The sequence below is a fragment of the Methylobacterium sp. E-005 genome, assembly GCF_022829725.1.
Lineage (GTDB): Bacteria > Pseudomonadota > Alphaproteobacteria > Rhizobiales > Beijerinckiaceae > Methylobacterium.
On sequence record NZ_JAKSYG010000231.1, the window covers coordinates 1 to 15343 of the forward strand.

At 65.1% G+C, this 15343-nt stretch carries 10 protein-coding genes; 6 read left to right on the forward strand and 4 right to left on the reverse strand.

Going from position 1 to position 15343, the window contains the following annotated elements:
- Positions 1 to 357: 357 nt before the first annotated feature.
- Positions 358 to 588 (reverse strand): helix-turn-helix domain-containing protein, encoded by a 231-nt coding sequence (locus tag MKK88_RS28035; RefSeq protein ID WP_244005681.1) that lies wholly within the window; start codon positions 586 to 588, stop codon positions 358 to 360.
- Between the two features lie 116 nt (positions 589 to 704).
- On the opposite strand from MKK88_RS28035, the gene MKK88_RS28040 reads away from it, so the two are divergent.
- The 6 genes from MKK88_RS28040 (at position 705) to MKK88_RS28065 (ending at position 9937) form a co-directional block, all read left to right on the forward strand.
- Positions 705 to 1568 carry a hypothetical protein gene (locus MKK88_RS28040; RefSeq protein WP_244005684.1) on the forward strand — a complete coding sequence of 288 codons (864 nt, stop codon included), beginning with the start codon at positions 705 to 707 and terminating at the stop codon, positions 1566 to 1568.
- Between the two features lie 115 nt (positions 1569 to 1683).
- Positions 1684 to 2583, forward strand: coding sequence for a 3'-5' exonuclease (locus MKK88_RS28045; protein ID WP_244005686.1), 900 nt, complete (start codon positions 1684 to 1686; stop codon positions 2581 to 2583).
- 1301 nt (positions 2584 to 3884) lie between these two features.
- Positions 3885 to 4643, forward strand: a complete 759-nt coding sequence (locus tag MKK88_RS28050) for a hypothetical protein (RefSeq protein WP_244005688.1) — start codon at positions 3885 to 3887, stop codon at positions 4641 to 4643.
- On the forward strand, positions 4643 to 6907 hold the full coding sequence (locus MKK88_RS28055; protein WP_244005689.1) for a hypothetical protein: 2265 nt from the start codon (positions 4643 to 4645) through the stop codon (positions 6905 to 6907). Before MKK88_RS28050 ends, MKK88_RS28055 begins: the two co-directional genes overlap by 1 nt.
- 70 nt (positions 6908 to 6977) lie before the next feature.
- Entirely contained in the window at positions 6978 to 8108 is a 1131-nt protein-coding gene (locus MKK88_RS28060) for an ATP-binding protein (protein WP_244005691.1), read from the forward strand.
- A complete protein-coding gene (locus MKK88_RS28065) occupies positions 8105 to 9937 on the forward strand; it encodes a TniQ family protein (RefSeq protein ID WP_244005693.1) in 1833 nt (610 codons plus the stop codon). Before MKK88_RS28060 ends, MKK88_RS28065 begins: the two co-directional genes overlap by 4 nt.
- A gap of 772 nt (positions 9938 to 10709) precedes the next feature.
- Here MKK88_RS28065 and MKK88_RS28070 read toward each other — a convergent pair.
- The 3 genes from MKK88_RS28070 to MKK88_RS28080 form a co-directional block, all read right to left on the reverse strand.
- Positions 10710 to 12548, reverse strand: a complete 1839-nt coding sequence (locus MKK88_RS28070) for an NADPH-dependent assimilatory sulfite reductase hemoprotein subunit (protein ID WP_244005695.1) — start codon at positions 12546 to 12548, stop codon at positions 10710 to 10712.
- Between the two features lie 277 nt (positions 12549 to 12825).
- Complete coding sequence (locus tag MKK88_RS28075; protein WP_244005697.1) at positions 12826 to 14595, reverse strand: sulfite reductase flavoprotein subunit alpha; 1770 nt, start codon at positions 14593 to 14595, stop codon at positions 12826 to 12828.
- A gap of 111 nt (positions 14596 to 14706) precedes the next feature.
- On the reverse strand, positions 14707 to 15222 hold the full coding sequence (locus MKK88_RS28080) for an Lrp/AsnC family transcriptional regulator (RefSeq protein WP_091716811.1): 516 nt from the start codon (positions 15220 to 15222) through the stop codon (positions 14707 to 14709).
- Between the last annotated feature and the right edge of the window lie 121 nt (positions 15223 to 15343).

Consider the following 15343-nt stretch of genomic DNA (forward strand, 5'->3'; position numbering starts at 1 on the left):
CCAGCCACCCGCGCCGGAGGTCGTCCTCTGGCCAACCGAACCGAGCGGATCAGTGCCGTCCGCGCGCCCTGCCATCGTCAGCCGACCGACGATGCACTAACTTCGAACTCGGGCCACCGAATGGGGGCAGGCCAGACCGCGCAGTCTGAAAGCTCGATACCTCTGAATATATTCTTATTACATGCATTATAACATTTGAGAAATACAACCATCAGTTATGTGTGCGATATTGAACAAATCTTCGGATGTGCCCGACGCGCATAAAACTCGGACATGAAAGCGATAGATGTGGATAAATCGATCGCTTTTGCGGCCTTCAAAGAGTAGCCAACTGATTGCGAATGCCCTTCGGATTGTCTAACGAGCCGTCTCTATTTTCACGCCCATCCAGTCCGGGTCGGATATAAAGACGATTCCTCTGTTCGAGAAGATTCCCTCGATCGCAGTCATAGCCGCACTCCGCAATGCGTGCTCGCCCCTTTCGAATCCCTGCACCGAGCGTAAGCTGATACGGGCCGCCTCAGCCAGCTGTCGCTGCGAGAGATTTAGCAGTGCTCGGGCGGCGCGGCACTGCGCCGGGCTAATCATTGATTCCTCAGATGGGACGACTTGCCGAGTTGCGCAAAATGCGCAAATACGCGCATTTTGCGCAAGTTCCAGGGCCTGTCCGAGTGTTGGACGCCCGCAGATCTTGAGGTGACCGGATGCTGTTCCATCCGTCGGATCATTCCGTCCATGATGTGTTACTGAAAGCGGCCCGCGATGCAGTCGCTGCGGCGGTCAGCACAAAATTCCCGCTCGATGAACTCCTCGGCGCAGAACTCAGTCGCCTCATCAGCGTCTCGTCCTCTGTGGTCAAGCGCCATGGCATCCTCCTCGAGAAGGCGTTCGTCGAGGCTCTGCAATCCAGCGGCCGCTTCGAGGTCCTGCACAATCCGGTCATCCCGATCACCGCAGCCGCCGACGGCCTCTTGGGTTCCAACACGGCCGAGAACTTGGCGCGGCTCAACCTGCGCTATGATCAGCCCGCCGTGCGCTCCGTCAATCAGGATATCGTCGTTATTGACGTCGCCTGCGGTTGGGCCGGCGCGTACAGCATCAAGCGCGGAGGTGGGGATATGGGCCCGCGCCTGCGCAAGCCCCTGGAACGCGACGTGGCGTCGGTGCGGCTGTTGCTACGGTCCTACCTGCGCGATCAAGGCTACTCGACCATCGATGTGACAACGAGCGCGTGTATCGATTGGTTCGGCGCGGCCGGCCTGCCCCCTCACCTCACCGTGCAGGGATCGGACGTCGACGCGCATTTCGGCGTCCCGGTGATCCCGACGGTCGAGCGGATGACACGCCACCTCCGCGACGAGTTGCATCGCGCGATTCCAGAGTTGCTCCTGCCGCTCATTCAACGGTTCGAGACCCTGCCGCCCGTCCGGCCCGTGCCAGCCCAGGATAGCCCCGAAACTGTTTTCCAGCCGCAGGACGACGCTTCGGTCAAGCGGCTGGTCGAGACGATCTTCCCGATCGGGCCCGACGCGATCCGCCTGCCGGTGCGCACGCGCAACGCGCGCTGAGCGCCGGCACAAACCCTTCCCCCTCGCAGACGTCGATCCCCCTGCCCTCCCGCGGGATCGATGTCGCGTGCCCTGGCCGTTGCCGATCGGCACAAACCCCATCTGGAGCTTGGACATGGATCTCTTCGAGGCTGAACTCCACGCCATCGCCCTACGCTGCTCGACTGAGTTTCGCGTTCTGCGCAGGCTCGCCCGTCGCGACTACTGCGAGAAGCCGCTCGGACCCCGCACGAAGATCGGCCTGATCGTCGATGTCGAGACCACGGGTCTTGATACCGGGCCCGACGGCGATGAGATCATCGAACTGGGCATGATCAAATTCGCCTACACGGCCGGTGGCGTCGTTCTCGGCGTTCTCAGTCAACACACGAGCTTTCATGAGCCGAGCCAGCCGATCCCGGCGCTCGTCAAGCGCCTGACCGGAATTACCGACGACATGGTCCGCGGCAAGCGCCTCGACGTCGCCGCGATCGAGGCATTCGCCGCCGACGCCGACCTCGTCATCGCGCATAATGCGGGCTTCGATCGGCGCTTCCTGGAGCGGGCCTGCCCGGTGTTCGAGACGCTGCCGTGGGCCTGCTCGCAAACCCAGGTGAAGTGGTTCGAGGAGGGCATCGAGGGGACCAAGCTCTACTATATCGCGTACCACAACCGGTTTTACTACGACGGCCACCGCGCCATCGACGATTGCTTCGCGCTCCTGGAGATCCTGGAGCACCCGCTGCCGGAGTCCGGGCAGACGCCCCTGGCACAGCTGCTGGACGCCGTCCGGAGAACGAACCTGCGGGTGTACGCCTTGGGACTCCCCTTCGATCTCAAAGACCGGGTCCGCGCCCGCGGCTACCGGTGGTCGAACGGCGCGGACGGGCGGCCACGGGCTTGGCACCGCGACGTCACCGGTCAGGAGGTCGAGGCCGAACTCAGGTTCCTCGACGATCTCGATCGCGCGGACGTGCTCGAGCCGTTGGTGATCGAACTCGATGCCTACCTGCGCTTTTCGGACCGGCAGGCGTGACGGCGATGAACGTTTCCGCATCCGTCACGACAGCAGGCGTGGCCGCGCGCCTTGCCCGACTACGAGACGCTGGGTTCGCCGACCGACAGGCGGCGGCCGTCGGTGACGTGGTCGATGCTGCAACCGCGGAGGCTCGCGACGCCATGCGCGAGGAGTTCGCGCGCTGGCACGTCTATCTCGCCTTGTACCTGCTCGCGCAAATCGGTGTTGCGCTGCTGGTGGCCCTCCTGATGCAGAACGCGGGCACGCCCATACGCCGATCGATGGCATTCCCTGACACAGATCCAAGACACGCCGCCTCCCGCCACCGGAACGACTTTCAGGTCATGGTTCGGCCGTCGACATCAGATGCCGTCGACGTCGAAGATGCTGTGACGGCCTGCGGGCAGGATCGTTTCTCGTTTATCGCTCAAGGCGAGAACGAGGGACGCGCGAGTCTACAATCTTGGCGAACCAGTGTTTACCAAGATTCAACCGATCGTGGGGCGGCGCGGGATTGCGACTCGACTCTGATGAGCCGAGCTCATACGTCTAAAAGGGCAGCCACGAGCGAGCGCCACTTTGCGCCGAAGTTGGACTGCGACCGGCGACGGTTCGAGAGTGAGTGTGCTTATCCGCCCTCTCTGCCGCCGTCGGTCTTCCGCCATCAGCGCATAATTGCGCGCGGCGAGATCTTACCCCTTCCCGAACTGCCAAGTTGGCGGCAACCGCAAGGTTTCCCCAGACGAGAGCCTATGGACGCGAGAGGTGCGCACGACAGTATGGCGGTACGACACGTGCGAGCGGATTACATGGATAGAGGGGATATTTGCAGACTATCGACAGCGCGATGGTGTGGCTGATCGGTGCCGAGAAACGCTAGTTCGGATAATCTCTAGAGAGGACTATGATAATGCCACGATCTGACACTGCGACGAACCACCATTACTGGAAAGGAGAAAAACTATGAGGGCACTGGGTACATCCGACTGCCATCGGATGTACCCGTAGCGACACCTTGATTGCCGGCACCCAAGACCCAGGGAACGTGCCGGCGATCCGCCTTGGCGGATGATGTGACGAGCGAGCGCGTCGTAACGCGCCGGCAGGCACGGGTTGAGGAATCGCATGTCTTCATGCGTTCCGCAAGGGCGTGCGCCTGTATTGCCGGGGATAATCCCCCCGTCGCGGCTCGACATCCTCTCCGTCACCCGAAGCGAATGCCGTCGAACCGCGCTGCTCCGCGCAGATCGACGACGGCCGTCCGCTTCGATTGCCGCATCACCGCCCGGTGATGCGATCGCAGATCGATGAGGATACTCATGTTCAACGACGCAAACCCCACCGCCGTACACGACGTTGTGCCGTCCAGAGGCGACGACCGCGATTCGATCGCTCGGGATCGACAGCCCTATACGCCGCCGCTGCCGTCGATGGCGTCGCGCAAGATCAGCTTGCGGTCCAAAGGTTCTCTACGGGGCAGCTTCGTCTCCGTCCGTGAAATCCGCCAGATCGACGTCGAGAGCCATATCGAGAAAAGCGTCCTGCTCTGGCTGTCTACGCACTCGGACATCGATCGGATCCAAGAGCAGCCGCCCGCGGTCCCGTATATCGACCGCGACGGCGTGCTGCGCCAGCACACCTTCGACATCCTCGTCCACTTCGCGGACGGTCGACGGATCTTCTATGCCGTCAAGGATGAGCGCCATGCGCGCAAGCACGACGTCTCGGGCTTCCTGCGCCACATCGCGCCGCAGATCCCACGGACGATCGCCGACGGCGTCGCGCTGTTTACCGAGCGGACGCTCTCGCCCGCGATGATCTCCAACGCGCGGCTCATCCACGCCGTGCGCCGGGATCCGCCCCACCCCGCCGATCGGGCGGTGCTCGACCTCCTAGCGGAGATTAAGGGCACGGTGCTGATCGCGGACCTCGTGACGGCCAGCACCCACGGGGCTGCCGCGTTCCGGGCGATCGTCCGGCTCATCGCCATGCGCGTCCTCCTGCTCACGGCCGACGAGCTCATCGACTACGGATCCCGCGTCACCGTCGTGGCCTCGCGCATCGGGGAGGTCGCGTAATGGTCCCCGCCATCCACTCCGTTGGTGCGCCCCTGCGCATCGGCCCCTACGACGCCGTCACCATCGACGGCCTCCCCTACCGCAAGGTCGGCGACAGTCTCGACGGCCACGTCTTTCAGAATGCCGTCACCGGCCTGCACGAGGGCTTCGAACACGCACGTCTCACCGAGCTGTCGCGCCTCGGGCGCTTGGAGTTTCGGGCCAACGCCTACGGCGCAGTCACAGCGCGCACGCAGATGATGGCCGGGGCGACCTCGTTTGCGGACCTTCCGCTGGATCATCAGAAGAAGATCGGGTGGTACCTCGAATGGATCACCGAGTTCCTCAAGTTGGAGGCCGCTTGGTATGCCGAGAACGCCGACAAGCCGCGCCGCAAGCGCTCGGGGCCGGAGCCTCGATCGAACGCCGGCATCACGAAAGCTCTGGGGGAGATCGGCCAAACGATCCAGGCCCGGGCCGACGCACGAGTCCGACCGCCGAGCGCTGACGGCACGCCGGCGCGGCCGCGCAAGCCCCGGGCCGGAAGCCCGGCGGCGGGCTACAACGGCCCCAGCGTCGAGACGTTCAAGAACCACCTGGAAGACTACGAGGCGGCCGGCCGTAACGCCCTAGCGCTGCGGCCCAAGACCCATCGCTGTGGCAACCGCACACCCCGCTTCCATCCGGAAGTCGAGCGGATCCTGCAGGACTACGCGGCCCGTTACGCGTCTGAGCACAACCGATCGAAGGCAGCTTGCCACCGGAACATGCGGGCGGCGCTCAACGCCCTGAATGAGGCCCGGGTCGCGGACGGTCTCGAACCCTACCCCGTGCCCTCGGACCGCACCCTCTCCCGGCGGATCGACGCGCTCGACATGTTCTTGGTCGAGGCCAAGAGGATCGGCGTCGATCGCGCCACGCGCAAGCACCGCTTCATCGTCGGTCAGGCCGAGGCCATCCGCCCCGGCCAGCGGGTGGAGATGGATGAATGGAAGATCGACCTGTTCTTCCTGTTGTCTCAGACCGACTTGCTCGCGGGTCTGTCGGACAAACAACTCGCAGACCTGAAAAAACGGAGGTGGTTCCTGTGCGTGGCGATCGACGTCGCCACACGCTGCATCCTCGGACTGCGCGTCGATCAGACCGCTTCGGTCCGCAACACACTGTCGACCTTGGAGATGGCCGTCTCCGACAAGGGCCACCTCGCCGCGGCCGCCGGAGCGTTTTCGTCCTGGCAGCACATGGCGTGCCGCTTGGAGGACGTGTTCACGGACAGCGGCGGAAGTTTCATCGACGAGACGTTCCACCTCGCGATCATCGGCCTCGGGAGCGGACACGACGTCCCGCCCGCCGGTATGCCGCACCTGCGCGGCACCATCGAGCGCTTGTTCAAAACGCTGAGCTTACAACTCATCCGCGAGTTCACCGGCCAGACGTTTTCCAACAAGGTCGAGCGCGGTGATTATCCCGCGATGGCGCGCGCCAGCATCACGGTCGAGGAGTTCGTCCTCCTCGTCGTCCGATACGCGCTCGACGTCTACCACAACACCCGACACGCTGGGCTCGGCGGCGAAACACCAGCCAATGCTTGGACCCGGCTCACGGGCTATTACGGCATTCTGCCTGTGCCCGGCCGCAACGAGCGGCGCTCGATCTTCGGCCTGCGCCTGAACCGGATCCTGGGCCGTCACGGACTTCGGATCATGGGTTTGGACTACCGGGCCGACGTCCTGCAGGAACTCTACCTGAAGCGCGGCAAGATCCCGCTCGACATCCGGCTCGACCCCTTGGATATCGGGGCGATCTCGGTCGCGATCGACGGAACCTGGTACGAGGCCCGCGCGGCGACCACGGGCTTCGACGGGGTCCGCCTCGCCGATCACCAGGCCCTGTGCGCGGTGCTCGCCAAGCGCTTCGCCGACCAAGCCACGCTCACGCAACCCATCGTGGACGAGGCGCTGCGCACGATCCAGGCGCGTTCGACAGCCGCGGAAAAAGCCGCGACGTTCCTCACGCGGTTCAACGAACCCGAAGACATCGCCCTGGCCGAGCGCAGCCTGCGCGACTTCGCGATTCCGACCGACGCGGATTTTGCCGACCGGGCCGCGGCCAGCCCCCTCGACGGCGTAATCCCGACCGGTGGCGCGCCGTTCGTGGCCTCGATGGACACCACGCGTCCCGTCGTACCCGAGCGCGAACCGCGCGTGTCACGTCCCCGATCGGCCCGGCCCGATGCCCAGGTCGCGCCGCCGAGGAAACCGCCAGTGATCGATATCGAAGACTGACGCCCCACCGGCGGCCCGCACGACGCCGTGCAGGCCGCCGCCCGCATGTTCCAAACCATCGAGACGCCTCATGACCGAGCCAACCGACCACGACGCCACCGACCCATCCCTCAACATCCGCAGCTTCCTCAGCGTCCCGGGGCATCAGACCCTGCAGACCATCGAGACGATCCGGGGGAAGTACATCACCTCGCCGGGCGATGCCGTGTGTATGACAGCGCTGACCCGCCTCATCCTGAATGCCGGTCTGCGCGCCAACACCCGCAAGCCCCACTCCCGGACCAATCGGCGCGAGGGACGGATCCTCGTCATCACCGGAGAGAGTGGTGCCGGCAAGTCGCACCGCCTGATGCGCACCCTGCGTCGCCACCCGGCGCTCCAGGCACAAGACCCCGAAGGCCCGCACAGCCCCGTCGTCATCGTTAACGTCCCCTCACCCTGCACGCTAAAGCTGCTCGGGCGGGAGACGCTGGCCGCGACTGGTTACCCCCTCGAGCGCGACCTCCGCGAGAACCTGACCTGGGACCAGGTTCGCCGTCGGCTCGACAAGGGCGACAAACTCATTGTCGTCTACGATGAGATGCAACACATCACCCAAACGCCGAACCCCACCGAGCGTGAAAAGGTCGCCAACACGATCAAGGATCTGATGATTAACCGCCGCTGGCGCGTGTCGGTGATCGTCTGCGGCTTGCCGTCGGTCGCGGACTTCATCCGCAACGACATCCAGCTCAAGCGCCGCGCGCGCTTCATCCATCTCGCCTCGCTGAAGATGCCCGATGACAACGACACCATCGCGGCCATGGTCACGGCGCTCGCCCGGGCCGCGGATCTGAACGTGGAGGCGGACATCCAAACCGACCTCGCACCGCGCCTGATCCACGCTGCCGGATATCAATGGGGGATCGCCATCGAACTCACCCATGAGGCGATCGAGACGGCGCTCCGGCCCGATTATCTCAAGCTCTGTCCGCACGAGGACGAGATCGATATCGGCGGTCCACAACAGGTCGAGCCCGATGGCACGCTCACGCGCCGGCACTTCGCTCAAGCGTTCACCGACTTGATCGGCTGCGCGGACGACGACAACCCGTTCGTCAGCACCGATTGGACAACGGTCCGGATTGCCGAACCCACGCTCATTCTGGAGAAATCCAGAGCCCGCGCCGCCGGGAAGCAGACGGAGGCGGTGGCCGCATGACGCCGACCCTCGCACTGCGCTGCGACATCCAGCGCGACGAAACCGTTCCCAGCTGGGTGTCCCGGTTGGCTGTGCTCAACAGCGCCGAGACAGCCCGGGCGTTCTGTCTCGACATGGGTCTGACGTTCCGTGCCTGCGTCGCCGGCAGGCCTTCTGCCCTGGTCAAGCTCAGCGCGTTGACCGGGGTCGCGCTACCCGTGCTCGAACGGGCGTGCTTCCGAAGCGAGAGCCCGTACTTCATCCTGCGCGGTGAGCGCTTCGCACAGAACACGTTGCGTCGCACGCAAGTCTGCATCTGTCCGCAGTGCATTCACGATGACTGGCAGGCTTCCGGTGCGAATCCGTCCGAGCCCTATGGTCGCATAGCCTGGCAGATATCCGGCATTCGCACGTGCCCGCATCATCGCTGCGCGTTGTCGGTGATCGCCGCAAACACGGGCCGCAGCACGGACGATTTCGCGTTTCAACTCGACGGCCGACGCCGCCAAATCGAGCAGCTCGCGAAAAGCGCCGCCCCGCGACAACCTTCGGCACTGGAAATCTACGTGGCCGATCGGTTGGACCAAAGGCCCACCGGTGCCGCTTGGCTCGACGGCCTCGAAATGCAGGTCGCGATCACGTCGTGCGAGTTGCTCGGCACGCTCATCACCCGCGGTGCGGATGCGCGACCGATGACCCTATCTGACGATGACCTGCATTGCGCCGGCGACGCGGGCTTCCGGATCGCGTCCGGAGGCGAGCCCGCGATCCGACAGGCGCTCGATCGCGTCGCCCGCCTGCATCCGTACACCCGCTCGGGGCGGCAAGGTCCAGGGGCGGTGTATGGTCAGTTTTACAGGTCCCTCGTCGTCAACAAGAGGAGCGTCGCGTACGAACCGGTTCGCGACGTTCTGCGTCGACACATCATCGAAACCACGCCCGTCGGACCAGGCGACGTCGTGATCCACCAGACGATCGATAAACGGGTCGTGCACTCCATTACGACAGCCGCGCATGAAACAGGACGTAATCCCGTGCGCCTGCGCAAGATGCTCGCAGCAGCAGGCTTGATCCCTGCAGACCACAAAAAATTCTCGAACCATCACGTAACGTTCAAGGTCGAAGGCGCGGAACGCTTTCTCGCCTCCTATAAGGACGGACTCACGCTAAAGGACGTCGCCGCTTATCTCGACATCAGCCGCGACCAAGTCCGGTCACTCGCGGCGAACGGATACATCCGGCCCCGTGCTGAGCACCGCGGTCAGCGGAACGACCGATTGCCCACCTACGCACGCGACGATCTCGATGATTTCTTGGCGCGCCTGCTCGACAAGGCGAAGCCGATCCAGAACCCGCAGGATCCCTGCTACACAATCGCCGCAGCTGCCAGACACCTCCGTTGTTCAACTGCGGAAATCATCCGTTTTATCGTAGGCGGCCAGCTCGCATGGGTCGGGAAGGACGTTGCGTGCCAAAGCTACAACTCCGTCATCGTCGATACATCGGAAGTTCGCAATCTTTTGAGGGGGCCGAAAACACGTGACGTCGTTGTCGGTCGCGCCAAGACACTCCTCAGCACAACAAAATATGTCGTCGACGCGCTCATTCGCGAAGCCTACCTAACGCGGAGAACCGCCATGGATCCAGTTAGAAACCAGTGGGTGGAGCTGATCAAAGCCGAGGATATCGATCGTTTTAATAAGACTTATATATCGGTATATCAATTATCTAAACTGAAGGGCGTTCATAGCTTTCACGTCATCCGCGCATTGGCAAATGTTGAGCCGGCGATCGATAAGGGCCGCGTCGGAGCAACATTCTATAGGAGGGATTCGCTCCCTGAATTTTAGGTAAGATCGTTGTAGTGACGATATTTTCTAAGCTCCGGCGCTGGCCGGGGCTTTTTTTATTTGTAGTTCGAACTGCCCGGCGTTGCGTGTCGGATGATACGTTTCGACGTCCGTTTGGTTCGGTTTCCAGCTTGATATGTGGCGGAATTGGCTGACGTATGCGGCGGACGTGAGGATCGGGCGATGGAATATCAATGACTTAGCCGGAAGAGTACAGAATACTATGGTTCCCGCTACACCGGTAGCCGATCACCGGGCCGCCCGCCCGCTCGACCGCGGGGCCGTTTCCGGTGACGCTCAGTTCCGAGAGGGTGACGTCCTCGGCCGCGCTGCTGTCTTCCGCATTGACCAGGGTCGTCGAGACCACAAGCAATGATGTCGTCAGTGCAGTATAGAGGATTAGACTGTGGCTGCGCGCGTTCGAAATGCTGGAAAGGCTGCGGCCCCCGTGCCCCGACATCGTTTATAATCGCTCTCAAGAAGATCCGCACCGCCAGGGCACACGGATCCTTGAGGGGAAGGGCTCTGCTTTTTCAATGCGCGCGCACAAAGCACCGCCCAGATTCGGTTGGAACTTCCCGAACGTGGCGGTGTGGTCACATGATCACATTGGAATAATTTAATGTTTCCGGGGGCCGGCGGCCGGAAAGTGCAGCAATGCTGGAGATCTACACCTACAACGTGCCGACCCGTGCTCAACCGTCAGGATCGTCCGACGACGGCGACGCGTTACCTGCACGGGCGGCGCGATGTGCCGCCCGTGCAGACCGAATTAACTTTGCGCGGCGGGCTTGAGGGCGCCGGTGCGCGCGTGGAAATCCGGGCCGTTGGTGGTCCGCGCCACGTGCCCGGCCCGGATCAGGTAGTCGCCGAAATGCTCGCCCGGCTGCCGGCCCTTCGCGTAGTCGGCGAAGAGCGGGTCGAGGGTGTTGCGGATCTCGGAGGCCGCCACGTCTTCCTTGTAGAGCTTGCTGAGCCGCGAGCCGTCATGGGCGGCGCCGAGATAGAGGTGGTAGCGCTCGGGGCCGCGGCCCACGAGGCCGATCTCGGAGATGAACGGCCGGGCGCAGCCGTTCGGGCAGCCGGTGGAGCGGATCGTGATCGGCTCCTCGGCCAGCCCGTGGGACGCGAGGCTCTCCTCCAGCTCGGTCATCAGGTCCGGCAGGTAGCGCTCGCTCTCGGCGAGCGCGAGGCCGCAGGTCGGCAGCGCCACGCAGGCCAGCGAATTGCGCCGCAGCGCGCTCGCGCCCCGGGTCAGGCCGTATTCGTCGACCAGCGCGTCGATCTCGGCGCGCTTCTCGGCCGGGACGTTGGCGATGATGACGTTCTGGTTGCCGGTGAGGCGGAAATCGCCCTGGTGCACCTCGGCGATGCGGCGCAGGCCCGTGAGGAATTGCGGGCCGTCCGCGATGTCCTTGATCCGGCCGGACGGCACGTAGAGGGTGAGGTGATAACGCCCGTCATCGCCCGCGACCCAGCCGTAGCGGTCGCCGTTGTCGGTGAACGCGAAGGGTTTCGGCGCGCCGAGCGGCTTGCCGATCCGCTTCTCCACCTCGGCCCGGAAGGCATCGAGGCCGTAGCGCTCGATCGTGTACTTGAGCCGGGCGTTCTTGCGGTTCTTGCGGTTGCCCCAGTCGCGCTGGACGGTCATCACCGCCTCCGCGACCCTGATGGCGTCCTCGGGGGCCACGAAGCCCATCACGTCGGCGGTGCGCGGGAAGGTGTCGGGTTCGCCATGGGTCATGCCCATGCCGCCGCCCACCGTGACGTTCCAGCCGGTGACCTGGTTCTGCTTGTCGAGGATCGCGATGAAGCCGAGATCGTGGGCGAAGATGTCGACCTCGTTGGAGGGCGGCACCGCGATGACGGTCTTGAACTTCCGCGGCAGGTAGGTCCGGCCGTAGACCGGCTCGACCTCGGCCTCCTCCTCGCCGCCGACCACGCGCTCGCCGTCGAGCCAGATCTCGCGCCACGCGCTGGTCTTGGGCAGCAGGGAATCGGAGATGTTTTTGGCGAGCTGGTAGGCGGCCTTGTGGGCGCCGGCCTGAGCCGGATTCGTCGCCGCCATGACGTTGCGGTTGACGTCGCCGCAGGCCGCGATCGTGTCGAGGAGGGTAGCGTCGATCGCCGCCATCGTGCGCTTGAGGTTCGCCTTGATCACGCCGTGGTACTGGAAGGTCTGGCGCGTGGTCGCCCGCAGGGCGCTGCCCGCATAGGTCACCGCGATATGATCCAGGGCCAGCCACTGCTTCGGGGTGATGACGCCGCCGGCGATGCGCAGGCGGATCATGAAGCTGTAGGCCTTGTCGAGCTTCTTCTTGGTCCGCTCGGGGCGCAGGTCGCGGTCGTCCTGCATGTACATCCCGTGGAATTTCACGAGCTGCCCGTCATCCTCCGAGATCGCCCCGGTGGCGTGCTTCAGGAGCCCGTCCGCCAGCGTGCCGCGGAGATAGCCGCTGGCGATCTTGATGTGCTCGTTGGCGGCGAGCTGGGCCGCGCGGGCGGCCTCCGCGTCGGTGATCGGCCGCTCGGTGGGCGGGGTCTCGTAGACGCGCTTGGCCGGAGCGGTGGCCTGGGTCTCGGCGGTGTCGCGGGGGCTGTGGTCGTCCATGGGGTGAATCCGTCTGTCTGAACGCGTCTCCCACCCCTCGCGTCAGGGATGGGTGCCGAGCGGATCGCGTGTCGGTCCACGAAAATGGGCAGGATCCGCGGCGGTCCCCCTCTCCCGTGCGGGAGAGGTCTGCTTTCGCAGAAAGCCGGGTGAGGGATGCGCCCTCACCGGAAAGACCTGATCCCTCACCCTGTCCCCCCTCCCGCACGGGAGAGGGACCCGCGCCCGATCCGGCTCCGTAAAAGTCTGGCGTCCCCCGCACCCGCGGGGGGCTGCCCTAGTAAACGTCCTGCTGGTAGCGGTGGCTGCGCTCCAAGGCCGCGACCTGCGCCTCGGCCTCGGCCGGACTCAAGGCTTTGACGGTCTCGTAGGCCTTCACCACCGCGGCCCGCACGTCCTTGGCCATGTTCTTGGCATCGCCGCACACGTAGAAATGGGCGCCGCCGTCCAGCCAGGAGACCAGCTCCTTGGCGTTCTGGACGATCCGATCCTGCACGTAGATCTTCTCCGGCTGATCCCGCGAGAAGGCCACGTCAATCTTGGTGAGCGACCGGTCCTCCAGGGCGTCCTGCCATTCGAGCTGGTACAGGAAGTCGTGGAGGAAGTGCCGGTCGCCGAAGAACAGCCACGACCGGCCGGGCGCCTCGATCGCCCGGCGCTCCTGCACGAAGGCGCGGAACGGCGCCACGCCGGTGCCGGGCCCGACCATGATGATGTCGGTGGCCGGATCCTGCGGCAGGCGGAAATGCCGGTTCGGCTTCAGCCGCACCCGCAGCTTGGCGCCGTCGCGGATCCGGTCGGCCACGTGGACCGAGGCGACCCCCGCGCGGGCGCGACCGTGGGCCTCGTAGCGCACCGCCACGATGGCGAGGTGGACCTCGTCGCCCACCTCCTTGCGCGAGGAGGCGATCGAATAGGCCCGCGGCGGCAGCGGCCGGGTGATCGTGGTCACGTGCTCGGGCGTGAGCTCGGCCGGGTAGGCCGCCAGCAGGTCGATCAGGTGCCGGCCCTCGATCCAGGCCTTGGCCTCGCCGCTGTCGATCAGCTTCTGCGCCTCCGTGTGGCCGGTGGCCTTCACGAAGCGCTCGATCGTGGCGGCCGAGAGCGTGGTGATGTCCCGCTCGGCGAGCAGGGCCTTGCGCAGGGCCTCGTCGCCCGTGAGACCGGCGGCGTTCAGGATCTCGTCCACGAGCTGCGGATCGTTCTCGGGGAAGATCTCGAGCGAATCGCCCGGCTCGTAGGCCGGCGCGCCGTCCTCGAAGGCGAGCGCGAGGTGAATCGTCTCCTTGTCCGAGCGCGAGGAGTTGAGGTTCACGTGCTCGACGACCTCGACCACCAGGGGTTCGCGGCTCGGCTCGACGTCGTCGTCCTCGCCCGGGGCGGCGCGGGCGAAATCCACCGCCACGACGTTGTCGGACGCGTCCGCCGGGGCCAGCGCCTTGAGCGTGCCCTTGATCCAGTCGGCGGCGGGCTTCTCGAAATCGAGGTCGAGGTCGGCGCGCTCGGCGGCGCGCTTGCCGCCCAGCGCCTCGAAGCGCGCGTCGAGCGCCTTCCCGATGGCGCAGAACTCCGCGTAGGAGGTGTCGCCGAGCGACAGGACCGCGAACTCGACGCCGTCGAGGCGCGGGGCACCCTCCCCCATCAGCTCGCCATAGGCCCGCACGGCCCGGGCCGGCGGCTCGCCCTCGCCCCAGGTCGCCGCGATGGCGATCAGCTTGCCGGCCTTGGGCAGGGTCGCGAGGTCGAGGTCGGCGAAATCCACAACCTTCGGCTTGAAGCCCTGCTTGCGCGCGAGCTTCGCGACGTTGCCGGCCAGCGCCTCGGAATTCCCCGATTCGCTGGCGTAGATCACGGTGAGCGGCGCGGCGGCCTTGGGCGGGGCGGCTGGGACGGCGGCCGGCTGGCCGCCCGCGGCGTCGAGGCCGGCCAGGAAGCCGGCGAGCCACGCGCGCTGCGTGGGGCTGGCAGTGCCGAGCACCGCGTCGAGGCTGGCGCGCTCGCCATCCCCGAACGGGGCGGTGCGCGGGAGGAGATTCTGGCGGGACATTACGGGACCATGTCGGGGCCTGAAGGGCCTGTGTCAATCGAAAGACGTTCGTTTTGTAGAACGGACGAATTTTGGAACATCACGTTCGCTGCGTCGCGAAGAAAGAGAAGATCATTCTCCGACCACGGCGAGGACCGGTCCTGTCCCGGGCAGGTGGCGCCCGTTCTTGGGCGGCGCCGGCAGGGGCAGGGCGGTGGTGGATTTCACCTTCTCCATGGCGAAGCGCGACGTGACGTTCTTCAAGGGCAGCACCGCGATCAGATGCTTGTAGAAGCTGTCATAGGCCTGCATGTCGGCGACCACGACGCGCAGCATGTAATCCACGTCGCCGGCCATCCGGTAGAATTCCAGCACCTCCGGCATGGCCGAGACGGTTGCGGCGAAGCGCTGCAGCCACTCCTGGGAGTGGTCGGCCGTCTCGATGGAGACGAAGACCGTCAGCCCAAGGCCGAGCTTCACCGGATCGAGCACGGCCACGCGCCGGTCGATGACCCCGTCGGCCTCCAGTTTCTGGATGCGCTTCCAGCACGGCGTCTGGGACAGGCCCACGCGCTCGCCGATCGCCGCGATGGACAGCGTCGCGTCGGTTTGCAGGAGGGCGAGAATCTTGAGATCGATCGCGTCCAAGACTGTCTCCGTAGGGTCCGTCCGCGCGGTATCGCCCGCGTCCGGTATAGGGTCTCTCGGGGAGCGTTAAGAAGATTCTTTCATCCGGACGCCGTCGGATCAGGCGGGGCGCTGTGTGCAA